A 22,198-nucleotide genomic window follows, 5' to 3' on the forward strand; every position below is an offset into this window, starting at 1 on the left:
CACGCGTTATGTATCGTGGGGTCTCTGGCCCAGGTATAGCTGTTGCATTAGGTATAGCAACCTGATTCACATATCCCTCCTCTTAAATATCCTCCTGGAGGCCAGCACCGGCACGAGCACCCAAAGCACCATCACCGCGAAGGCAATGCCTATGCCCCACAGGCTGCCGAAGATGCTCTTGTACAGGGCCCCGGTGTAGCCCATCATGGCCGACACGTCCAGGTTGAGCAGCACCAGCACGCGGCCCAGGTCCACCGGATTAAGGGCAGTCAGCACCAGGGTGGCGTACTCCAGCGGGTAGTCGCCAAAAGAGTACAGGATAAACAGCACCAGCCCGTCGTAGATCAAAGCGAAGTAGAACCAGAGCAGCAGCGCGATGCCGATGCCCTTGGCCTTGTCGCGCGTGATGACCGAGGCCAGGAAGGCCAGGGCCACGAAGATGAAGGTGATGAACACCCCCGTCAGCACCAGGTACAGGCCCGTGGCGCCGGGCGCGAAGAGCAGCACCGGTACACCCACCCCGATCATGAAGGCGGCTGACAGGGAAAGCGACACCCCCAGGTACTCGCTCATAAAGATCTTGCTGCGCCGGATGGGCTGGGAGACCAGCAGCTCCATGAACTCGTAGGAGTTGTAGAAGTGGGTCGTGCCGAAGACGATGCTGATCAAGGGCACGGTCAACAGCACCAGGTTCAAAAGGCTCAGCAGGCCCTTGTCCGGGCTGCCCCCCAGGTTGAACAAGCCAATGGAGAGCAGCAACAGAAACAGGGTGTAGGCCACAATGATCTTGTTTCTGATAATGTCGTAGAGTACGTATTTGATGATCTTGTTCATGGCTTGTATCCTTCGTTCATGATTTTGGCAACGGCTCGGCTCAATCTGGTTTCCTGTGTTTGCGCTTTTAAGTCAGAAATCGTTTCATAGAACATCACACTGCCATCCACCAGGCACAGCACCTCATCCGCCACCTCTTCCACTTCGCTCATCACATGCGAAGTAATCAGAATCAGTTTACCTTTCTTTTTCTCTTTCAGGATTTTGCCTTTCAGTATTTCAGCTGCAAAAGGGTCCAAACCAGCGGTTGGTTCATCGAGAATAAGCACCTGCGGGTCGAACATGAAGGCAAGTGCCGCACTCACTTTCTGCTTCGTACCGCCTGACAGTGCGCCCATCCGCTTTTCGTACATCTCTTCCAGCCGGTACAAACCAATCAGTTCATCATCAACGGCAGCATCCTTGCGGATGTCACGGATCATTTCGATCACCTGCCGGATCTTCATGTTCTCGGGGTACTTTCCGATCTGGGGCATATACCCGATCTGGCTGCGGTAGGCGTACTTTTTCAGCACACTCTCGCCATTGAATCTGATATCGCCGCTGTCAGGCAGCACCATGCCCAGTATGCACTTGCTCATGGTGGTTTTGCCAGAGCCGTTCGGCCCTATTATGGATATGACTTTGCCTTTGCCCAGCTCAACGCTCACGTTACGGAGCACTTGCAGCTTGCCGTAGGACTTGTACAAATTCTCTATTGTTATCATGATTCACTTTCTTCATCAAGGGGCGCTCGTCCACCAGGTTTTGTGGAATGATACTTGGCAGCACTCTTTCCATGTTATCGAGCAGGTCTACCATAAAGCTACGCATCAGCATCACCGAAGGCGGCACCCGCTCGATCAGCATGGAGTACAGACTCACCGGCCGGTAGGGCACATCGCCTACTCCGTTTTTGTCCAGGTCGTAGCCGCTATACTTCTCCCAGTAGTTGTGCTCAAAGTGGTTGTGCTGCGCATTTCCGTTGGTACTGATGTCAAAGGAATTTCCGGTGAAGTTGTTGAGCCGGAAGGTGTCCTGTATACAGGTAGTCATCAGTTTAATGGCCCAGCCGTTGCGCTCAAAATCGTTGTTTCTGAAATCAAGGCGGCTCGAACTTTCCATGTGTATACCTGTGGTATTGCGCCGGAATGTGTTGTTGTAAATAACACTGTTGTTTATTTCTTTCAGAAGCAGACCGTACGATGCTGCACCCCAGTTATCCTCAAACACGTTGTGCTCCATCCGGACGTTGGTGGTGTACATCACCGCCACACCTGCGCCATTTTTCCGGAAAATGTTATGGGTATAGGCATTCCCGTCCGAGAACATAAAGTGCAGGCCGTAGCGGCTGTTCTGGTGGCTGAGGTTACGCTCCACGGTGCTGTTCTTCACCGTCTCCAGGTAGATGCCGTCCCGGTGGCCCTGCACCTCGTTTCCTATTATCTGCACATCGTCTGTGTAGTACACATGAATGGCATTGCCCAGCGAGGACTCGGTTCTGCCTACGTTCTCCCCTTTTACCACATTGCCTTTAATAACGATGCCATTCGAATACTGCAGGTATATCCCGTAATAGGTTTTCAGGATGGTGTTGTCGAGGATCTGGATGTTGTTTTGCTGCCTGACCCGGATGGCAGCGTCGTCGCGGGTATAGCTGGTGGCCACGTTCTGCAGCGTGAAACCCTGAATGGTTACGTTGTCAGACGACACCGTGATGATCTGACCGCTGTTGTTACTATCTATCACCGGGTTGTTCTGCCCGATCAGGCGGATGGGCTGGGTGATCTCTATACCTGACTCCAGGTACACGCCGCCGTCCACGAGCACCACGTCGCCGGCTTTCGCCTGGCTTACGGCCTGTTTCACGGAGGTATAGGTGCAGTTGGTGCATACCTTTAGCGTGCCGCCAACCGCCTGCAGGCTCGTTAGCAGCAACACTAAAGTGCATGCTGTCCAAACTACTATCTTTTTACTCAGGTTTTTCATTGTTTTTAACGGCTTCTTTTGCCCCTTCCCAGTTCAGCAGGCGGCCTCCATACTCCTGTTGCAGTCTGCTGGCTGTGGCCTCGTCTGCCACGGCTGTCAGGTACATGCCCATAGGGCTGGGCAGCTCCCGGCTTTGCAGAAAGTGTGCCTTGTCTACCTCAACCAGGTTATCAGGGTTGGTGAAGTCCGTTACCAGCAGGTAAGCCGCAGCATCGCTCAGTTCTGGCTGCTCCAGTGCGTAAGCGGCCAGGCACTCCGCCGAATCAAAGAAAAAAGCTTTGCCCTTGTCGTTTACCAGCTCAGCGCCATATCGGCTGTCAGACACGGTCATCTGGCAATGGACGCAGTTAGCCTCACCATAGGGCACGGGTTTCGGCTCCACCGAGCAACCCGCGGCTCCTATCAGCAGGAGTAGTAGGCTCAGTGTGTAAAGGGTGGTTTTGTGTAGCATGTCGAAGATTTTCGGTTTAAGTAAAATAAGTTTTACGCCTGCTTAACAGGTATACGAGTCCGCCTATAACGATAGCCAGGAAGATGCCCAGGCTCCCCCAGGCGGGCAGCGAAAGCGCATTAAAGTTGAGCAGCGCCTTGTGGCCAAGCAGCGGCGGGATATAGGTCATACCCGGCACTTTGATGGGAGCAGTCGGGTCGAGGTTGGTGCCGAACTTATGCAGCCAGAGGTAAAAGTCTGCGATGCCAGCTGCACCAGCTATGGCCAACAGAATCACCCAGTACAGCACCAGATTTCTTTTCCCGAGAATCCCAGCCAGCACGCCCGTCATCATAAAGAAGATGACGATGTAGGGCATGTACTTGAGCTCGGCAAATGAATCCGGATGAATGGCCTCCATGCCGATGTAGTGGTTCAGGATATTGAAGTTCTGCAGCACGTGGTCAGAGCTTCCGCCCAGCTTGTTTATCCAGATGTGCAGTTCCAGCCCCTCGGGGTACTGCGGCGCCTCCAGGTAGATCTTCCACATCGGAAAGAAAAACAGTGTGCCCAGCGACAAAGCGGCTATTACCATCAGTATTCTCAGGTATATGCGCATACTTTCCTGTTTAGGTTGGAGGTATAAAAAGACAGCGAAGCCTGGTTTTAACAAACTCCGCTGTCTTACACAATCAGCTTATCTTAATTTACGCTTGCCTGAGCCGGGGGAACCGGTTTCTTTTCTCCTGTCGAGAACTTGATAGGGACGTTGGATCCCCTTGGCGACACCCGCACGTAGCCTTGCATTTCCTGGTGCAGGGCCGAACAGAAGTCCGTGCAGTAGAACGGATAAACGCCCTCTTGCTTCGGCACCCACCTCAGCGACTGCGTGGCGCCTGGCATGATCAACGTCTCGGCATTGTTGGCACCCATGATCGCAAAGCCGTGCGGCACATCCCAGTCCTGCTCGAGATTGGTCACATGGAAGATCACTGTATCACCTACCTGCACACCTTCAATGTTATCCGGTGTAAAGTGGCTTCGGATCGAGGTCATGTTCACTTTAACGGTCCTGCCTTGCCGCGTCACGCTCACATCTGATTCTTTTTTGACAGCCTCCGGATGCGTGTTTTCGTCCAGCTTAAAGAACTTGACGCTATTTGGTGCCACCTTGTCTGCCTGTATCGCCTGGGCGTAGTGCGGCTCTGCCAGGGTCGGGAAGTCGAGCAGCATCCGCATTTTATCTCCGCTGATGTCGATCAGCTGTGCGGAGTGCAGCAGTTCAGGCCCGGTTGGCAGGTAGCGATCTTTGGTGATCTTGTTCATCACGACCAGGTATTTGCCATCTGGCTCTCTCGTGTCGCCGCCCGGAATCATCAGGTGGCCTGGGGAGTAGTAAACCGGCATTCTGTCCAGTACCTGCAGGTCTTTCACATTCCACTTCACTACTTCCGACGACACAAACATGGTAGAGTACGCATTGCCTCTGCCATCAAACTCCGTGTGCAATGGTCCTAAACCAGGCTCCTGTACTTCGCCGTAAAGCACCGATTCATACTTGAATACAGGTATACCATTCACCTCGCCGTCAAAGTCCTTGTTTTCGATGGCCTGCTGCATTTTAGAGAAAGAGAACACAGGAAGCGTGGCGGCCAGTTTTCCGTTCACCACCATGTACTCCCCTGTCGGGTCTACGTCGATACCGTGCGGCGACTTTGGTGCCGGGATCAGGTACATCATGCCCGGGCACTCCTCCGGCAGCAGGTAGCGCACTGATTTCTTCACGGTAGACTTGGCGATATGGGAGTTGTGGTCCATCGTGTTGTGGTAATAGTTGGCTGGCATCTCGTGTGCCTTCCCTTCGGCAGCATACTTGGCTGCCAGTTTCCAGTTGATGGCCGCCAGGTAATCGCGGTCGTTCTGGGATGCTCCCAGCTCTTTCAGTGTGGAAGACTTCTCGGTGTTGTAAGTCGTAAAGAACACCCAGTCACCGGAAGGACCTTTGCCGCCATTGGCCAGGTCATAATCAAAGCCGGGTACCAGGATCTGGAAATCAAGCTCCATGTGGCCATCGTCTTCATTTGTTTTGATAAAAGAGATAGAACCACGGAATTTTTCCTTGTACTCCGACAGGCTGGCATCTCCCATCCCGGCTTTATCTGTGCTTATCGGCACACTGAAACGAGTACCTGCCAGTATGTACTCGTTGTTGTTGGTGGGGTATGGCGAGCAGTGGTTACCGGCAGAGTTCGGGATCTCCATGATCTCCACCGTCTCAAATGTGGTCAGGTCCACCTTTGCCACACGCGGCGTGTTGTTGCCGTTCACGTACAGGTACTTGCCATCGGCCATACCGTCGGAGCGGGAGAGTTTGGGGTGGTGCAGATCATCCCAGGGCACGAAGCCGTGTGAGGTCATCAGCATGGGCTTTGTCTCTTCGTTGTAACCGTAGCCGTTTTCAGCGAACTGCGTAAAGACAGGTATAACTTTCAGCAGCCTGCCCGATGGAAGTCCGTAGACTGAAACCTGCCCATTGAAACCTCCTGATAGGAAAGAATAATATTCATCGTGTTGCCCAGGCGGAACATAAACGGCGGCGGCGGCATCAGAGTCAACTGTGCCGGATTTTTGGTTGGCGTCTCCTCCTCCACATCCCTGCAATACCGCGCCTGCCATCATCATTGACATAAAGCCTAACTTTGGTGCTATTCTTTTTAACTTCTGCTTTAGTACTTCCATGATCCTAGGGGTTTAGTTTACTTTCCTTGTGCCTGCAGGTCGTTGAGTCGCATAAACTCAAGCAGGGCTCTGGCATCTTTTTCGTTGATGTTCTGGTTAGTCATCTGCGTCAGGTGCTCAGCCAGCAGTTTTTTGGCGGTCGGGTCTTTCTTGGTCATCTCCTCCGGGTTGATCACCATGTTCATGATCCACTCCGGCTTGCGTTTTTCAGTTACACCCAGCAGCCCCGGGCCCACTACTTTTTCGTCCGTGAGGGTATGACAGGCAGAACATTTACTTTCATAAATTGACTTACCCTCTGCGGCCAGGGCATCATCAATGTTCTCACTTACCTCAATGGAAGAAACAGGTCCTATACCTTTGCCATCATCCTCTACAGGGGCCTGTTCCTGCTGGTGAGCCAATCCGGTTTGTTCCTGTGATTCGGCAGAATTATTCTCGTTATCACCTGATGAACAGCTAAAAAGTAAAGAGCCGCAGAAGAGTGCTACTACACTATACCTGATAGAACTTGGCATAAGATCTCGTAGCGTTCTGTTTAATGAAAAGAGTTGATTTGTCATAGTTCTGGATAGTTAAGGTGAGCAATCGTTAAACATTCTTGGCCCTTGTTTACGCAGACCTTTCATTTCAGTTCAATTTGGGCAAGTATATACCGCAGATCAACAGCGTATTGTACCTTTTCCCAATTCCCTCAATACGGATAACAAATGCATGCTTCCAGAACCAGGATCCCCTGCGCCACGATATCAATATCCAAATCCACCAAAAGCAAAAGAGCACAGACCTCAAGGCCTGCGCTCTTTTGCTTAATGCTGTCTGATTAGCCACCCAAACTGCGGGTATTTATCGCTATTTACAGATCTCTCTTGGTAAAAGCTCTTCTGGAAGCCAGCACCGGCACCAGCACCCAGAGCACCATCACCACGAAGGCGATGCCTATGCCCCACAGGCTGCCGAAGATGCTCTTGTACAGGGCCCCGGTGTAGCCCATCATGGCCGATACGTCCAGGTTGAGCAGCACCATCACACGCCCCAGATCCACCGGATTGAGCGCCGTTAGTACCAGGGTGGCGTACTCCAATGGGTAGTCGCCGAAGGAGTAGAGAATAAACAAAACGATACCGTCGTAGATCAAAGCGAAGTAGAACCAGAGCAGCAGCGCTATACCTATCCCTTTGGCCTTGTCGCGGGTGATGACCGAGGCCAGGAAGGCCAGCGCCACGAAGATAAAGGTGATAAAGATACCTGTCAGCACCAGGTATAGCCCGGTGGCGCCGGGTGCGAAGAGCAGCACCGGTATACCGACACCGATCATAAATGCGGCTGACAGGGAAAGCGATACCCCCAGGTACTCGCTCATAAAGATCTTGCTGCGCCGGATCGGTTGCGACACCAGCAGTTCCATAAACTCATAAGAGTTGTAAAAGTGCGTCGTGCCAAACACAATACTGATCAGCGGCACGGTGAGCAACACCAGGTTGAGCAAACTCAGCAGGCCCTTGTCCGGGCTGCCCCCCAGGTTGAACAACCCGATGGAGAGCAACAGCAAAAACAGAGTATAGGCAACGATGATTTTGTTGCGGACAATGTCGTAGAGTACGTATTTGATGATCTTGTTCATGGCTTAGTCCTCCTCGTTCATAATTTTAGCAATAGCGCGGCTCAGGCGCTCCTCGTTGGTGTGCTGCTTGATGCTGCTGATCGTCTCGTGGAATTTGAGCGTACCGTCCACCAGACACATCACCTCGTCAGCCACTTCCTCTACTTCACTCATGATGTGCGACGTGATCAGGATCAGTTTGCCTCTTTTCTTTTCCTTCAGAATCTTGCACTTCAGGATCTCCGCCGAAATCGGGTCGAGGCCGGCGGTTGGTTCATCGAGAATAAGCACCTGCGGGTCGAACATGAAGGCAAGTGCCGCACTCACTTTCTGCTTCGTGCCGCCCGACAGGGAGCCCATTCTTTTATCGTACATATTTTGTAAGCCATATAGGCCTATTAATTCCTCATCGATCACGGCAGCGTCTTTTCGGATGTCACGGATCATCTCAATCACCTGCCGGATCTTCATGTTCTCGGGGTACTTCCCGATCTGGGGCATGTACCCGATCTGGCTGCGGTAAGCATACTGTTTCAGCACACTCTCGCCATTGAATTTGATATCGCCGCTGTCAGGCAGCACCATGCCCAGTATGCACTTGCTCATGGTGGTTTTGCCAGAACCATTCGGCCCGATAATAGACACCACACGGCCACCACTAAAGCGCACCGTCAGGTCTTTGAGCACGGTTAGGTTACCGTAGGTTTTGGACAAGTTTTCTATCGCTATCATGATTCACTTTCTTCATTAAAGGCCGTTCATCGACCAGACTCTCAGGTATAAAACTCGGCAGCACGCGTTCGATGCTGTCCATCAGATCGACCATAAAACTTCGCATGAACATCACCGAAGGCGGCACCCGCTCCACCAGCATGGAGTATAGGCTTACCGGGCGGTAAGGCACATCCCCTACCCTGTTCTTGTTCAGGTCGTAGCCGTTGTACTTGTCCCAGTAGTTGTGCTCGAACAGGTTCATGGTCGGGCTGCCATTGGTGCTCACATCAAAGGAGTTGCCGGTGAAGTTGTTCAACCTAAACGTATCCTGGATGCAGCTCGCCAACAGACGGATCGCCCAGCCATTGCGGTCAAAATCGTTGTTTTCTATGTATAACCGGCTGGAGCTCTCCATGTAAATGCCGGTGGTGTTTCTGCGGAATGTATTGTTAAGGATCGTGCTCTGCGAGATATCTTTCAGCAGAAGGCCATAGGCGGCAGCTCCCCAGTTATCTTCAAAGGTGTTCTGCTCCATCCGGATGTTTCGGGTATACATCACGGCCACACCGGCCCCGTTTTTCCGGAAGATGTTGCGGGTATACACGTTGCCGTCCGAGAACATAAAGTGCAGGCCATAACGGTTGTTGCGCTCGCTGATGTTCTCATGGATCAGGCTGTTGGTTACATATTCGAAGTAGATGCCATCGCGGTGACCTTCCACTTTATTGCCGCTTACTTCGGCTCCGTCAGTGCGCCACACGTGTATGGCGTTGCCCAGTGCCGATTCTATCTTGCCTGTATTGACTCCCTTCACCACATTGCCTTTCACGATGCTGTTGTCGGCGTTCTGCAGGTATATACCGAAGTAGGTGTTCAGGACGGTATTGTTTAGTATCTGTATATTTTCACGGTCAGCTACCCGTATGGCAGCATCGTCACGCATGTAGCTCACGGCCACGTTCTGCACCGTAAAGCCTTCCACTTTCACGTTGGATGAGGTGATGGTGATAATCTGGCCGCTATTCTGGCCATCTATCACCGGGTTGTTGCGCCCGATCAGGCTGATGGGTTTGGTGATCTCTATACCTGACTCCAGGTATACGCCGCCGTCCACCAACACCACGTCACCGGCCTTCGCCCGGTTCACGGCCTCCTTCACGGAGTGGTACTCGCAGGTGTTGCATACCTTTAGTGTGTCGCCGAGAGCCGTCGGGCTACCCAGCATCCACACCAAAGCGCATGCTGTCCAAACTACAATATATTTACTCAGGTTTTTCATTGTTCTGTACGGCTATCATGGCCTGATCCCAGTTCAGCAGGCGGCCGCCTACCTCCTGGTGCATTTTGGTGGCAGTTCCCTCATCTGACAAAGCGGTCAGGTACATACCCATGGGGCTTGGAAGCTCCCTACTCTGTATAAAACTGGCATTGCGAGCGTCAATCAATTGATTAGGTCGGGTAAAGTCTGTCACCAGCAGATAGGCTGCCTTCTCTTGCTGCTCCGGGTTATCCTGCAGGTATGCTGCCAGGCACTCTGCGGAGTCGAAATAAAATGGCTTGCCTTTGTCATTGACCAGCTCAGCGCCATACCGGCTGTCAGACACTGTCATCTGGCAGTGGGCACAGTTCACCTCCCCGTAGGCGATGGGCTTTGGCTCTACCTGGCAGGCAGCCAGCAAAGTCAGCACCATGGCCACCAGCAGTATATTTTGGATTAAGCGTCTCATGCCATTACTTTTCTTTTTGTTTTCACATGCACTGTGCTGCGGCTGAAGAAGTAGACCAGACCTGCCAGCAGTATTGCAAGCCCTATTCCTAAACTACCCATGGCAGGCAGCGATAAGGCATCGAAGTTGAGCAGCGTCTTGCTTCCGAGTAGCGGTGGCACATACGTCATACCGGGTACCTTAATGGGGGCACTTGGGTCTAAGTTGGTGCCGAACTTGTTGAGCCACATGTAGAAGTCGGCTATACCTACGGCACCGCTTATCATCAGCAGCACAACCCAGGAAAGAACCAGTTTTCGTTTGCCCAGCAGCGCTACCAGTATACCTGCCACTATAAAGAAGATGACGATATAAGGCATGATTTTGAGTTCAGCGAATGAGTCGGCGTGGATTGGCTCCATGCCAATGTAGTGGTTGAGAATGTTAAAATTCTGGAGCGATCCTTCAGTGTCACCTGAAATCTTGTTCACCCAGATGTGCATCTCCAGTCCTTCCGGATACTGTGGAGCCTGCAGGTAAATCTTCCACATCGGGAAGAGGAATAACAAACCGAGTGACAGCGAGGCTATCATCATCAGCACTTTGTGGTAAGCTTTCATCCTTTTTTGGTTTAAGGTGAAAATTTAAAAAATAAGCGGAGGCTGCCCCGGGCAACCTCCGCTTGTGTTATGCCCGGCTTATACCTTTTGGTTAAGCGGCAGGCTTTTTCTTGCCTGTAGAGAATGTAATCGGTACGTTTGATCCCTTAGGAGATACGCGGATGTAACCTTGCATTTCCTGGTGCAGCGCAGAGCAGAAGTCTGTGCAGTAGAATGGGAACACACCGGCTTTCTTCGGTACCCAGCGCAGTGTTTGTGTTGCGCCCGGCATGATCAGCGTCTCGGCGTTGTTGGCGCCCATCACTGCGAAGCCGTGCGGTACGTCCCAGTCCTGCTCAAGGTTCGTCACGTGGAAGAGTACGGTGTCACCTACCTGCACACCTTCAATGTTGTCCGGTGTCATGTGGCTTCGGATGGCCGTCATTTTCACTCTTACGACATTGCCTTCGCGGGTTACGCTGGCGTCAGACTCTTTCTTCACCGCATGAGGGTGGGTGTTCTTGGCCAGGTCGTAGAATTTCACACTGTTCGGCGCTACTCTGTCGGCTTTGATAGCCTGTGCGTAGTGCGGTTCAGCTACGGTTGGGAAGTCAAGGAGCATGCGCATTTTCTCACCGCTGATGTCGATCAACTGGGCAGAGTGCGCCAGTTCAGGACCAGTTGGCAGGTAGCGGTCTTTGGTGATCTTGTTCATCGCCACCAGGTACTTGCCGTCAGGAGTGTGCGTATCACCACCAGGGATCATCAAGTGACCAACTGAGTAGTACACCGGCATTCTGTCCACTACTGTGAAGTCGCTCAATTTCCATTTCACGATCTCAGAAGACACGAACATAGAGGTATAGGCGTTGCCTTTGCCGTCAAATTCAGTGTGCAATGGTCCGAGACCTGGCTCTGGCACTTCAGCTTTCAGCACAGACTCGTATTTGAACACTGGGATACCATTGATCTCGCCGTCAAACGCTTTGTCTTTAATTGCCTGCTGCATTTTAGAGAAAGAGAACACCGGAATAGTTGCAGCCAGTTTGCCGCTCACCACCATGTGCTCGCCGCTTGGGTCCACGTCGATACCGTGCGGAGACTTAGGAGCCGGGATCAAGTACATCATACCTGGGCAATCCTCAGGAAGCAGGTAGCGAACAGACTTCTTGATAGTAGACTTCGCCATGTGCGAGTCTTTGTCCATTTTGTTGTGGTAGTAGTAAGCTGGCATTTCCTTCGCCTTGCCTTCGGCAGCATACTTGGCAGCCAGTTTCCAGTTCACAGCAGCCAGGTAGTCGCGGTCGTTCTGTGAAGCACCCAGTTCTTTCAGCGTACCAGAACGCTCTGTGTTATAGGTGGTGAAGAACACCCAGTCAGAAGACGGGCCCTTGCCACCGTTCGCCAGGTCGTAGTCGAAGCCTGGTACCAGGATCTGGAAGTCAAGTTCCATATCGCCTTTGTCTTGATCTACCTTGATAAAGGAGATAGAGCCACGGAACTTGTCGGCATATTCGTTCATGCTCACGTCAGCCGTACCGCCTTTCATGTCGAGTGGCACAGAGAAACGTGTACCTGCGATCACATACTCGTTGTTATCAGTTGGATAAGGTGAGCAGTGGTTACCGGCAGAGTTCGGGATCTCCATGATCTCCACAGTCTCGAAGGTAGTCAGGTCGACACGGGCCACACGCGGGGTGTTGTTACCGTTGGCGAACAACCAGCGGCCGTCCGTCATACCATTGGTGCGCGACAGTTTCGGGTGGTGCAAGTCATCCCAGGGCACGAAGCCGTGCGAGGTCATCAGCATCGCCTTAGACTCTTCGCTGTAGCCGTAGCCGTTCTCACCGTGCTGTGTAAACACAGGGATGATCTTCAGCAGTCGACCGGAAGGCAGACCATACACAGACATCTGTCCGTTGAAACCACCTGACAGGAAAGAGTAGTACTCGTCGTGCTTGCCAGGAGCTACATACACTGCCTGCGCAGCATCAGAGGAGACGCCTGCAGCAGTAGCGCTTCCTTCGCCCGGGCCGCTGCTGCAACCCTGCAGCACGGCACCACCGCCCACCGCCATGATAAAGGCGGCTGCAGGAGCGACATTTTTGAATTTATTGAATAAAGATTTCATGATGATTATGATTTGCGTGTTGTTTCAGATTAAGAATTCTTGTCATTCTGACGCAGGAACTCCAGCAGGGCTCTGGCGTCAGTTTCGTTGATGTTCTGGTTAGTCATCTGCGTTAAGTGCTCAGCCAGCAGTTTTTTAGCAGTCGGGTCTTTTTTGGTCATCTCCTCTGGGTTGATGATCATGTTCATCACCCACTCCGGCTTGCGACGCTCGGTCACACCTGCCATACCTGGGCCAACCACTTTCTGGTCTGACAACTGGTGGCAGGCAGAGCATTTGCCTTCGAAAATAGACTGACCTTCAGAAGCCAATGCCTGGTCTATGTCTGCACCCACTTCAACTGACTTAACTGGTCCTATACCTTTTCCGTCATCTTCTACCGGTGCAGCAGGTGCCTGATGGGCAAGGCCCGACTCCTGCTTGGTTTCAGTAGTTGTGGTGTTGTCAGAGGAGCAGCTATAGAGTGTCATAGCAGCCAGGAAAAGGAAAGCGACGGATTTAATAGATTTCATGATGGTTGGTTTTTGTTTTTTGAAATTCATGATGTTTACCTGTTTAACTATGAGGTGATCAGGTTCCGTTGTTGTCTTGTGTTTGCAGACTCTCACTTTCAGGTTTTGACCCCCTCTTTAATCAGTACTATTTGGCTTTCATTTACAATACAAAGGTATTCTCAGCGTGTCGCGAAATAAAAGACCTTTATCTCTTTTAATAGTGACCTTTGTCATCTTTTTGAAGTGAGCAGTGAAACAGTCAGTAGAAAAGCTGCCTCTTCGAGTGCCTCCACGCTGTGACGCACATGCTCTTGCAGCGTCAGCAGCTGTCCTTTAGTCAGCACTACAGTTTCCGTTTCGGTGTTGAACCGGATGCTTCCTTCTACCACCTGCACACTGATGGGACCCGGTGCCTGGTGCGGCTTTATCTCCGCGCCCGCCTGCATCACATTCAGCAGGATGCGCATCGCCTCAGACTTATAGATCGTCCTGGACCCTCGCCCGCTCTTCTGCCAGTTCTCTTCCCCTTTCAGTTCAAGTGCCAGGGCAACAAGATCGGTAGTGATCAAAGCCCCGACACTATCCCTGGGAAGAGAGTTGCCGGATTGCTGTGAGTTTTCTGTTTCTTTCATGTCTCTATTATTATATAAGAGTAGGTGGGGTATTTCTTACCGCCTTGACCTTGTACAAAAGTATTCCAAGCAGACCTTACAATAGAAGACCTTAATCTCTTTTATTAGTGATCTATGTCATTTTTCTCCTTGCCTGCCTGTATGACCTTTGCAACAGTTCAAAACCAAGTGTAGAGAAGATGCCATGAAACGGCTTGCTATTATAATGTGTGTGATCTGTGTGCTGGTGCAGCCCTTGAGCAAGCAGGGTATCTTGTTGGTATACCAATTGAATAAGACCTATATCGCCAGTGAGCTGTGTGAGAACAGGTTTATACCTGGCTCCGAATGCAATGGAAAATGTCACCTGCGCAAAGAGCTGGAAAAAGACACCGAACGTGAGCAGCAGTCGCAGCGTCAGCAGCACAGCGTGATCGACCTGATTGCTTTTAATGCAGAGCTACTTCCTGTGGCGCCTGCCATAGCACCAGAAGAAACCAGCGGACACTCCCTATACCAGGCAGTTGCCTATACCTCACCCGATTTTTCCATTTTTCATCCCCCACGCTTCATCGCTTAGTCTCTGATCTTGGTGCCACTTCGGCACCCTCCTTTTTTATTTTAAAAATTTCAAAGAGTACTAAGTCATGAAAAAGATATTATTAATCGTCATCGCCCTTTTATCCATCAACATCAGCAGCCAGGCCTGCGACAAAGGCTGCACCATGGGCGGCAGCTACATGGGCATATTGCCTCAATTCCATAAAAACTTTATGGGTCTGCGCTATACCACACGCTCATATACCACTACAGCCACACACGGCCAGCATGTGCAGGTAACCGATGAGCGCTTTGCCACGGCCGAGCTGTGGGGCCGCTTTGTGCCGGTCAGGAACGTGCAGATCTTCGCCTTCGTGCCCTACATGCTCAATGAACAGAGCGGTGGTCACCATGCCATCAAAAGCAGAGGCTTTGGGGATGTGACCCTGATGGCCAACTATTCGCTTATCAACACAGGCGACAGAATGGACAAGAACCTGAAGCACACGCTGCAGGTGGGTGGCGGTGTCAAACTTGCCACAGGCGCCTACCGCAACCAGGAGCATGGCGAGCAGCTGGCCCCAAACATGCAACCCGGCACTGGCAGCACCGATTACCTGGCAAACGGTATCTATACCATCCGCTACAAGCAACTGGGCCTGAGCAATGATGTGACCTACCGTTTCAACAGCGAGAACAGCAACGGCTACCGCTTCGGCAACCGTGTCAGCGCTTCTTCCAACCTGTTTTACTGGCAGAATGTGAAAGGCATCTCCCTGCTGCCTAGCGCGGGTGTGTACTATGAGCATGCCGAAGGCGACCGCTACGAAGGGGCCTCTAACCTGCAGAAAGGCGGCGACTCTTTCTTCACTAACCTGGGCATGAGCGTGTATGTGAAAAACATCGCGGTAGGCGGCACAATACAGTTACCTGTGAGCAGCACCGAGGCGCACCACCACACCGAAGGCAACCGACGCACTATGGTTAACCTGACCTACATGTTCTAAGGCTCATGGCCAGAACCTCAGCTACTGATTTTCAACTCAAATTCAACTATAACCACTCAAACCTTTACCTTTTATGAAATACAGAAACCTATGGCTGGGGTTCATTGCCGTAATTGTCGGCTCCTTCGCCGTTCTCGGGTACTACGGTATCGAGATTTACAGAGAAGCACCACCTATACCTGTTAAGGTGGTCACTACGTCCGGAAAAGTCCTTTTTACCGGGGATGACATCAAAGACGGGCAGAACGTATGGCAGTCCACGGGCGGTCAGCAGTTGGGCTCAGTGTGGGGCCACGGTGCCTATATAGCCCCTGACTGGAGCGCAGACTGGCTGCACAAGGAAGCCATGTACTTCCTGGACTACTGGGCGCAGCAGGAAAAAGGCGTGCTGTACGAAGACCTGGACGAAGAGACAAAAGCGATGCTGGAGGCCCGTCTGCAGAAGCAGATCCGTGCCAACACGTATGACCCGGAGACAGGCATCCTGACCGTGTCAGACCTGCGTGCCGAGGCGATTGCAGAGGTGGGCAAGCACTACACTGGCCTGTTCATGAACGACCCGGCGCTGGCCAAGCACCGCGATGCCTACGCCATGAAAGACAACACCGTAGAAGACCCGGTGCGCATGGAGAAGCTCAACACCTTCTTCTTCTGGACTTCCTGGGCCTGTGTGACCGAACGTCCGGGCAAAAAAATCACTTATACCAACAACTGGCCTGCCGAGAAACTAGTGGCTAACGAGCCTAGCTCTGACCTCATCATCTGGACCGGTTTCTCTGTGATCATCCTGATTGCAGGCGTGGGAATGCTGGCCTACTACTATGCGTCTAACCGTGAAGAGGAGATCGACCACTCTAAATTGCCGAAGCAGGATCCATTGTTGGGCTTGACGGCTACTCCTTCTATGAAGGCGACATTGAAGTACTTCTGGATCGTGACGGCTCTGATTCTCGTGCAAGTCACGCTCGGGGTGGTTTCGGCGCACTACGGTGTGGAGGGACAGGCACTTTACGGCTTCCCGCTGGCTGAGTATCTCCCCTACTCCATTACCCGTACCTGGCACGTGCAACTGGCCATTTTCTGGATCGCCACTTCCTGGCTGGCAACCGGTCTGTACATAGCGCCTGCCGTATCAGGTCACGAACCGAAATTCCAGAAACTGGGCGTGAACTTCCTGTTTGTCTGCTTACTCATAATTGTAGCTGGTTCACTGGCCGGTCAGTGGTACGGCATCATGCAGAAGCTGGGTTATACCGAAAACTTCTGGTTCGGTCACCAAGGCTATGAGTATGTGGACCTGGGTCGTTTCTGGCAGATCTTCCTGCTCGTGGGCTTGTTCCTGTGGCTGGGTCTGATGGTGCGCGCTATTCTACCGGCCTTTAAAAAAGACGTAGATGGACGCCACCTGTTGGGTATGTTCCTGATTTCTTCGGCTGCTATTGCCATCTTCTATGCCTCTGGCCTGATGTGGGGTCAGCATACTAACCTGGCCATTGCCGAGTACTGGCGCTGGTGGGTGGTGCACCTGTGGGTAGAGGGCTTCTTCGAAGTGTTTGCCACGGTAGTGATCGCCTTCCTGTTCGTGCGCATGGGCCTGCTCGACACCAAAATGGCGACGGCTACGGTGCTGTTCTCGACTATCATCTTCCTGTTTGGCGGTATCATCGGTACTTTCCACCACCTGTACTTCAGCGGCACTCCTACGGCGGTGATGGCCCTCGGCGCGACTTTTAGTGCACTGGAAGTGGTGCCGTTGGTGCTGATCGGTTTTGAAGCCTACCACAACCTGCAGATCAGCAAGCTCACGCAGTGGATCAAAGCCTACAAGTGGCCAATCTACTCTTTCGTGGCTGTGGCTTTCTGGAACCTGGTAGGTGCCGGTGTGTTCGGTTTCGTGATCAACCCGCCGATCGCGCTCTATTACATGCAGGGTCTGAATACCACGCCGGTGCACGCCCACACCGCCCTGTTCGGGGTATACGGTATGCTGGGTATCGGTCTGATGCTCTTCGTGCTCAAAGGCCTGTCAGCCCGCCGTCGTTGGAAAGACGGGGTGATCAGCTTCGCTTTCTGGTCTATTAACATCGGTCTGATCCTGATGGTACTCATCAGCGTGCTGCCAATCGGTCTGATGCAAACTTGGGCAAGCGTGGAGCACGGTCTGTGGTATGCCCGCTCTATGGAGTTCATGCAGACAGACACCATGAACATCCTGCGCTGGCTGCGTGTGGTGGGTGATACGATCTTCGCGGGTGGTGTGCTGGCCCTGGCCTGGTTCATCATCGGTCTCAAAACAGGCTGGTCGCTGGAAGAGGACGAGGACGTAGCACCGCTGATTGAAGAAGAAGCCACTGCAAAACAGGTTCGTTCTTAAATTAAATTCGGCTATACCCAAAAGCTGAACTCCGAGCAAACCGCTCATTATACATATACCCTTTACTTAACAAGCCCTTCTGCCTTTGGCGGGAGGGCTTGTTTTATTCTATGCTGGTATCTGAAAGCAGTTCCCGTACCGCTGCCCACAGCACAGGAGGCAGTATTTTGACTTTTGCTTAAATCTCCTGATTGCCATTCAACTAAAACTAACGAGTAGCAGCTATAGCTGCTGCCGAAACAAGCCTTATCCTCAGTCGTATACAATATTGTTATTTGCATAGAAATTTATACTATTTAAATAAATATTCAGATATAACACGATATTGGCTGGCGGATGCTATCAGCAGTTTTAATGTCCTAAATGTGCTTACCCTTTCTCCTGACATCTCGGTCAGGTAGTATTTTTAGCAAATATTTATCGGCCTGCGGCTGGTAGTTTACTTGCTCCTGCTCTTTCAACTTTTTTCTCACCTTAATTCTTATTCTTATGCTTCAGGATTACACGCTTGGCGGCCTCTGCCGGGGCTGTGCCCGTTTGCGCCTGCGCATCGCTGGTATTTCCCCTATTGCTCGGAATGTTAACTTCTATACTTGCTGCCTATACCTCCTGTTTTTGGTTTTAGCTTCTACTTCACTGCAGGCGCAGCCCTCCGGTTTTACCAATGTACAGATCGGCGGTACCTGGGATGCTGCCGTAGGCCTCACTTTCTCAAAAGACGGTAACCGGATCTATGTCTGGGAAAAAGGTGGGAAGGTATGGATTGTGGAGAACGGACAGAAACTTCCTACGCCACTGATCGACATCAGCGAAGAGGTCGGCAACTGGGTAGATCACGGTTTACTGGGTTTTGCGCTGGACCCGAACTTCGATTCCAACGGCTATTTCTACCTGCTGTATGTAGTCGACAGGCACCACCTGCTCTACCATGGCTCCGGCAGCTATAGCGCCTCAGCCAATGAGTACAACAATGCCACCATCGGTCGCCTGACCCGCTATACGGCCCGCTCTTCCGACAACCGCAAAACCACCGACCTAAGCACCCGTAAGATTCTGATCGGGGAATCCATCTCCAGAGGTATACCGATCCTTTATATGGGTCATGGCGTGGGTTCGCTCATTTTCGGGGAGGATGGCTCCCTGTTGGTTTCGACTGGCGATGCGGCCTCTGCTGGCTACGTGGATACCGGCTATGACCCCGCCAACCCCAACGATACTTACATCCCGCAGGCGCTGCGGGACGGCATCATCACAGAGCGCGACAACATTGGCGCTTACAGGGCGCAGCAGGTCAATTCGCTAAACGGTAAAATTCTGCGCATAGACCCAGCGACTGGAAATGGACTGCCATCCAACCCCTTCTATAATTCTGCTGATCCGCGGGCTCCTGCCTCCAGGGTATGGGCGCTGGGCTTCCGGAACCCGTTTCGCTTCACCATCAAACCGGGCTCAGGGGGCTCCGGCAATCCCGGTACGTTGTACATTGGCGACGTGGGCTGGTATAACTACGAAGAAATAAACGTTGCTCCCAGACCGGGCATGAACTTCGGCTGGCCCATCTACGAAGGGCTGGAGCAACAGGAGTGGCACTATCACCGGCAGGTATACAACACGCAAATCGCCCAGAACCCGCTCTACGGACAGGGCGGCTGTACCCAGCAGTACTTTATGTACCGTGATCTGATCATGCAGCCCAGAGCCACCACACAACCATATTTCGGTAACCCCTGCAACTGGAGCGTGGCTATACCTGCTTCCAGCTTCAGATTGTTTGTGCACGCCCGTCCTGCCTTTGACTGGTTGCACGTGCAGAAAGGAGGCGGCTCCCGCACTGGTACCTTCTCAGGCGAAGACGCCACCGTAATAAACATCGGAGCGGCCGGTTCTCCTGTCTCAGGTCCGCAGTTCGGAGGCGGCTCTGTCACAGGGGGTGTCTGGTACACCGGAAACGACTTTCCGGCGCAGTATAAAAACACCTATTTCTTTGGGGACTATGTAGGCGGCTGGATCAAAACCTCTACGTTTGATGCGTCTGATAACCCCAAATCAATTAGCAACTTTGTAGATAACGGAGCTGCAGTGGTAGCCATGGCTACCAACCCGGTTACAGGCGGGCTTTACTACATCAACTACGCCGCCCAGCTGCGCAAAATAAGCTATGGCGCCGGCACCAACCAGCCTCCTACTGCAGCCGCCTCAGCCGACAAACTCTTCGGCCCGAGCCCGCTCACCGTCAGGTTCAGCAGCACTGGCTCTGCAGACCCTGAAGGACAGGCGCTCCGCTATGAATGGAATTTCGGTGACGGCACCCCTGTATCGACAGAGGCCAACCCGAGCCATACCTTCAACGCGTCCGGACTGGCCTCTTACCAGGTGGTGCTGAAGGTGACAGACGCTGGTGGACTGAGCAATACTACCAACCTGACCATTTCGGTGAACAACACCCCGCCAACGGTGCAGATCACCAGCCCGGCAGCCGGCACAAAATACCCCATGACGCAGAGCACCGTGTACAAACTGACGGCCAATGTAACGGACCGGGAGCATACGGCAGCGCAGCTAAAATACGAATGGCAGGCAGTGCTGCACCACAACACCCACACTCACCCCGAGGCCATCGACACCAACCCGTCCACCTCTGCCACCATCACTCCGGTTGGCTGCGACGGCGAAACCTATTTCTACCGCATCAACCTGAAAGTGACAGACCCTGCGGGCTTGTCGGCTTCGTCCTTCGTGGACTTATACCCTGACTGCGGCACCACCACCACCAAGCCGGTTACCATTTCCTCGCCTGCCAACAATTCCTCGTTTGCAGTGGGCAGCAATGTGGAGCTAAAAGTCAGTTTCACGGACCTGGCCCGCACCTGGACGAAAGTCGAATACCTGGCCGGCACCACCGTCATCGGCAGTTCAAGCACACAGCCCTTCAGCTATACCTGGCAACCCACCACGGCAGGCAGCTACAGCATCACGGCAAGAGCCACCGACAGCCAGGGGCACACGTCTACTTCCAATCCGATCACCGTCAACATCACCGGAGGAACAACGTCCGGCTCAGGTAAGATCACCAGGGAGTTCTGGGCCAACGTACATGGCTCCGGCGTAACGGCTATACCTGTTGGCAGCACGCCTACCAGCGTGAGCGAACTGACAAGCTTTGAGGCGCCCGTGAACGCAGGCACCAACTATGGCCAGCGGGTGCGGGGTTACGTCACCGCGCCGGTGTCAGGACAGTATACCTTCTGGATCGCTGCCGACGACTTTGCGGAGTTGTGGCTGAGTACGACCGACAATCCGGCGCAGAAGATGCGCATCGCCACAGTTCCAGGCTGGACCTACGAGCGGGAGTGGACCAAGGCCCCAAGCCAGCAGTCAGCAAAGATCACGCTGGAGGCAGGCAAGCGCTATTATATAGAAGCCCTGCACCTGGAGGGCGGCGGTGGTGACCATTTGGCTGTCGGCTGGCAGCTGCCAAACGGCACCCTCGAGCGGCCCATACCCGGCAGCAGGCTCTCGCCTTTTGGCAGCACACCTCCCACTACCGCCGGCAAAATCACCCGCGACTTCTGGACCAATGTGCACGGTTCGAGCGTAAGTGCCGTACCCGTTAACTCTACGCCGACCAGCACCTCTGAGCTCACTAGTTTCGAAGCGCCAGTCAATGTGGGCACTAATTACGGGCAGCGTATCAGAGGCTACGTGACTGCCCCTGCCTCTGGCCAGTATACTTTCTGGATTGCCGGCGACGATGTGGCCGAGCTATACCTGAGCACCTCAGAGAATCCGGCACAAAAAGTACGCATTGCCTCTGTTCCGGGGTGGACCTATGAGCGGGAATGGCTGAAGTCGCCAAGTCAGCAGTCAGCCAGGATCACGTTGGAAGCCGGTAAACGCTACTACATTGAGGCTGTGCACCTGGAGGGCGGCGGCTCAGATCACCTGGCCGTAGGTTGGCAGTTGCCGAATGGCACGCTCGAGCGCCCTATACCTGGCAGCAGGTTGTCACCATACGTCGTTTCAGGTATAGCCGCTACTGCAACGCAAGCTGTTACCGGCTCAACGGACCCGCTGCTCAGCCAGGAGATCACCGCATACCCTAACCCGTTCCGGGATGAGCTTACGCTACAGCTTCCAGAGGGCATGGCAGAGGTCCGGCAGCTGACCATCTATGACATGGCAGGAAGACAGGTATACCGGTCAGCTTCAGAAATAAAAACCCCGGATAACAAGCTGGAAATCAACTTAGGAGCGCTAAAACTGAACTCAGGCATCTACATGCTGTATTGTGTAGATCGGCAAGGAGAATCTTATAAGGTCAAACTCTCCAAACGGTAAGGACATTCAGAATCATAATATCAGACCAGCGCTGCTTATCGCATGACAGTGCTGGTCTGATATTAGTTTATGTAAAACAATTCGGATCGTTTTAGTCCTCCTATATCCTT

General features: G+C 52.8%; 19 protein-coding genes. 4 read left to right on the forward strand and 15 right to left on the reverse strand.

Annotated features, from left to right (window positions below; genetic code table 11):
- Positions 1-66: 66 nt before the first annotated feature.
- The 15 genes from BW972_RS18365 to BW972_RS18440 all read right to left on the reverse strand — a co-directional run bounded on the left by BW972_RS18365 (position 67) and on the right by BW972_RS18440 (position 13,850).
- Complete coding sequence (locus BW972_RS18365; protein ID WP_076423195.1) at positions 67-834, reverse strand: ABC transporter permease subunit; 768 nt, start codon at positions 832-834, stop codon at positions 67-69.
- On the reverse strand, positions 831-1,541 hold the full coding sequence (locus BW972_RS18370; protein ID WP_076423196.1) for an ABC transporter ATP-binding protein: 711 nt from the start codon (positions 1,539-1,541) through the stop codon (positions 831-833). The genes BW972_RS18365 and BW972_RS18370 overlap by 4 nt, the downstream gene beginning before the upstream one ends.
- Positions 1,486-2,802: a nitrous oxide reductase family maturation protein NosD gene (gene nosD, locus BW972_RS18375; protein WP_076423197.1), complete on the reverse strand. Its 1,317-nt coding sequence runs from the start codon at positions 2,800-2,802 to the stop codon at positions 1,486-1,488. Before nosD ends, BW972_RS18370 begins: the two co-directional genes overlap by 56 nt.
- Positions 2,786-3,253, reverse strand: coding sequence for a nitrous oxide reductase accessory protein NosL (locus BW972_RS18380; protein WP_007659140.1), 468 nt, complete (start codon positions 3,251-3,253; stop codon positions 2,786-2,788). Before BW972_RS18380 ends, nosD begins: the two co-directional genes overlap by 17 nt.
- 16 nt (positions 3,254-3,269) lie before the next feature.
- A complete protein-coding gene (locus BW972_RS18385) occupies positions 3,270-3,851 on the reverse strand; it encodes a hypothetical protein (protein WP_076423198.1) in 582 nt (193 codons plus the stop codon).
- A gap of 83 nt (positions 3,852-3,934) precedes the next feature.
- Positions 3,935-5,971, reverse strand: coding sequence for a Sec-dependent nitrous-oxide reductase (gene nosZ, locus BW972_RS18390; protein WP_076423199.1), 2,037 nt, complete (start codon positions 5,969-5,971; stop codon positions 3,935-3,937).
- Positions 5,972-5,988: 17 nt separating this feature from the next.
- A complete protein-coding gene (locus BW972_RS18395) occupies positions 5,989-6,489 on the reverse strand; it encodes a c-type cytochrome (RefSeq protein ID WP_234986445.1) in 501 nt (166 codons plus the stop codon).
- Between the two features lie 338 nt (positions 6,490-6,827).
- The gene (locus BW972_RS18405; RefSeq protein ID WP_076423202.1) at positions 6,828-7,595 is read right to left on the reverse strand and encodes an ABC transporter permease subunit; all 768 of its coding nucleotides are present in this window, start codon (positions 7,593-7,595) and stop codon (positions 6,828-6,830) included.
- Positions 7,596-7,598: 3 nt separating this feature from the next.
- The gene (locus BW972_RS18410) at positions 7,599-8,306 is read right to left on the reverse strand and encodes an ABC transporter ATP-binding protein (protein ID WP_076423203.1); all 708 of its coding nucleotides are present in this window, start codon (positions 8,304-8,306) and stop codon (positions 7,599-7,601) included.
- Entirely contained in the window at positions 8,269-9,567 is a 1,299-nt protein-coding gene (locus BW972_RS18415; protein ID WP_076423204.1) for a nitrous oxide reductase family maturation protein NosD, read from the reverse strand. The genes BW972_RS18410 and BW972_RS18415 overlap by 38 nt, the downstream gene beginning before the upstream one ends.
- Entirely contained in the window at positions 9,551-10,015 is a 465-nt protein-coding gene (locus BW972_RS18420; RefSeq protein ID WP_076423205.1) for a nitrous oxide reductase accessory protein NosL, read from the reverse strand. Before BW972_RS18420 ends, BW972_RS18415 begins: the two co-directional genes overlap by 17 nt.
- Positions 10,012-10,614, reverse strand: coding sequence for a hypothetical protein (locus BW972_RS18425; protein ID WP_007660487.1), 603 nt, complete (start codon positions 10,612-10,614; stop codon positions 10,012-10,014). Before BW972_RS18425 ends, BW972_RS18420 begins: the two co-directional genes overlap by 4 nt.
- A 91-nt stretch (positions 10,615-10,705) precedes the next feature.
- Positions 10,706-12,724 carry a Sec-dependent nitrous-oxide reductase gene (nosZ, locus tag BW972_RS18430; protein WP_076423206.1) on the reverse strand — a complete coding sequence of 673 codons (2,019 nt, stop codon included), beginning with the start codon at positions 12,722-12,724 and terminating at the stop codon, positions 10,706-10,708.
- Between the two features lie 29 nt (positions 12,725-12,753).
- Positions 12,754-13,236: a c-type cytochrome gene (locus BW972_RS18435; RefSeq protein WP_234986446.1), complete on the reverse strand. Its 483-nt coding sequence runs from the start codon at positions 13,234-13,236 to the stop codon at positions 12,754-12,756.
- A gap of 212 nt (positions 13,237-13,448) precedes the next feature.
- Entirely contained in the window at positions 13,449-13,850 is a 402-nt protein-coding gene (locus tag BW972_RS18440; protein WP_083674259.1) for a cupin domain-containing protein, read from the reverse strand.
- 268 nt (positions 13,851-14,118) lie between these two features.
- On the opposite strand from BW972_RS18440, the gene BW972_RS18445 reads away from it, so the two are divergent.
- The 4 genes from BW972_RS18445 to BW972_RS18460 all read left to right on the forward strand — a co-directional run bounded on the left by BW972_RS18445 (position 14,119) and on the right by BW972_RS18460 (position 22,088).
- Positions 14,119-14,409 (forward strand): hypothetical protein, encoded by a 291-nt coding sequence (locus tag BW972_RS18445; RefSeq protein ID WP_234986447.1) that lies wholly within the window; start codon positions 14,119-14,121, stop codon positions 14,407-14,409.
- Between the two features lie 67 nt (positions 14,410-14,476).
- On the forward strand, positions 14,477-15,376 hold the full coding sequence (locus BW972_RS18450; RefSeq protein ID WP_076423208.1) for a hypothetical protein: 900 nt from the start codon (positions 14,477-14,479) through the stop codon (positions 15,374-15,376).
- A 73-nt stretch (positions 15,377-15,449) separates the two neighbouring features.
- The gene (locus BW972_RS18455) at positions 15,450-17,750 is read left to right on the forward strand and encodes a nitric-oxide reductase large subunit (protein ID WP_076423209.1); all 2,301 of its coding nucleotides are present in this window, start codon (positions 15,450-15,452) and stop codon (positions 17,748-17,750) included.
- A 489-nt stretch (positions 17,751-18,239) separates the two neighbouring features.
- On the forward strand, positions 18,240-22,088 hold the full coding sequence (locus BW972_RS18460; protein ID WP_076423210.1) for a PQQ-dependent sugar dehydrogenase: 3,849 nt from the start codon (positions 18,240-18,242) through the stop codon (positions 22,086-22,088).
- The last annotated feature ends 110 nt before the right edge of the window (positions 22,089-22,198 follow it).

Source organism: Pontibacter lucknowensis, from assembly GCF_900156415.1.
Taxonomy (GTDB): Bacteria; Bacteroidota; Bacteroidia; order Cytophagales; family Hymenobacteraceae; genus Pontibacter; species Pontibacter lucknowensis.

Coding starts and splice junctions, on each gene's coding strand:
- BW972_RS18365 (WP_076423195.1), bottom strand. CDS start 834: ATGAACAAGATCATCAAATACGTACTCTACGACATTATCAGAAACAAG.
- BW972_RS18370 (WP_076423196.1), bottom strand. CDS start 1,541: ATGATAACAATAGAGAATTTGTACAAGTCCTACGGCAAGCTGCAAGTG.
- nosD (WP_076423197.1), bottom strand. CDS start 2,802: ATGAAAAACCTGAGTAAAAAGATAGTAGTTTGGACAGCATGCACTTTA.
- BW972_RS18380 (WP_007659140.1), bottom strand. CDS start 3,253: ATGCTACACAAAACCACCCTTTACACACTGAGCCTACTACTCCTGCTG.
- BW972_RS18385 (WP_076423198.1), bottom strand. CDS start 3,851: ATGCGCATATACCTGAGAATACTGATGGTAATAGCCGCTTTGTCGCTG.
- nosZ (WP_076423199.1), bottom strand. CDS start 5,971: ATGGAAGTACTAAAGCAGAAGTTAAAAAGAATAGCACCAAAGTTAGGC.
- BW972_RS18395 (WP_234986445.1), bottom strand. CDS start 6,489: ATGCCAAGTTCTATCAGGTATAGTGTAGTAGCACTCTTCTGCGGCTCT.
- BW972_RS18405 (WP_076423202.1), bottom strand. CDS start 7,595: ATGAACAAGATCATCAAATACGTACTCTACGACATTGTCCGCAACAAA.
- BW972_RS18410 (WP_076423203.1), bottom strand. CDS start 8,306: ATGATAGCGATAGAAAACTTGTCCAAAACCTACGGTAACCTAACCGTG.
- BW972_RS18415 (WP_076423204.1), bottom strand. CDS start 9,567: ATGAAAAACCTGAGTAAATATATTGTAGTTTGGACAGCATGCGCTTTG.
- BW972_RS18420 (WP_076423205.1), bottom strand. CDS start 10,015: ATGAGACGCTTAATCCAAAATATACTGCTGGTGGCCATGGTGCTGACT.
- BW972_RS18425 (WP_007660487.1), bottom strand. CDS start 10,614: ATGAAAGCTTACCACAAAGTGCTGATGATGATAGCCTCGCTGTCACTC.
- nosZ (WP_076423206.1), bottom strand. CDS start 12,724: ATGAAATCTTTATTCAATAAATTCAAAAATGTCGCTCCTGCAGCCGCC.
- BW972_RS18435 (WP_234986446.1), bottom strand. CDS start 13,236: ATGAAATCTATTAAATCCGTCGCTTTCCTTTTCCTGGCTGCTATGACA.
- BW972_RS18440 (WP_083674259.1), bottom strand. CDS start 13,850: ATGAAAGAAACAGAAAACTCACAGCAATCCGGCAACTCTCTTCCCAGG.
- BW972_RS18450 (WP_076423208.1), top strand. CDS start 14,477: ATGAAAAAGATATTATTAATCGTCATCGCCCTTTTATCCATCAACATC.
- BW972_RS18455 (WP_076423209.1), top strand. CDS start 15,450: ATGAAATACAGAAACCTATGGCTGGGGTTCATTGCCGTAATTGTCGGC.
- BW972_RS18460 (WP_076423210.1), top strand. CDS start 18,240: ATGCTTCAGGATTACACGCTTGGCGGCCTCTGCCGGGGCTGTGCCCGT.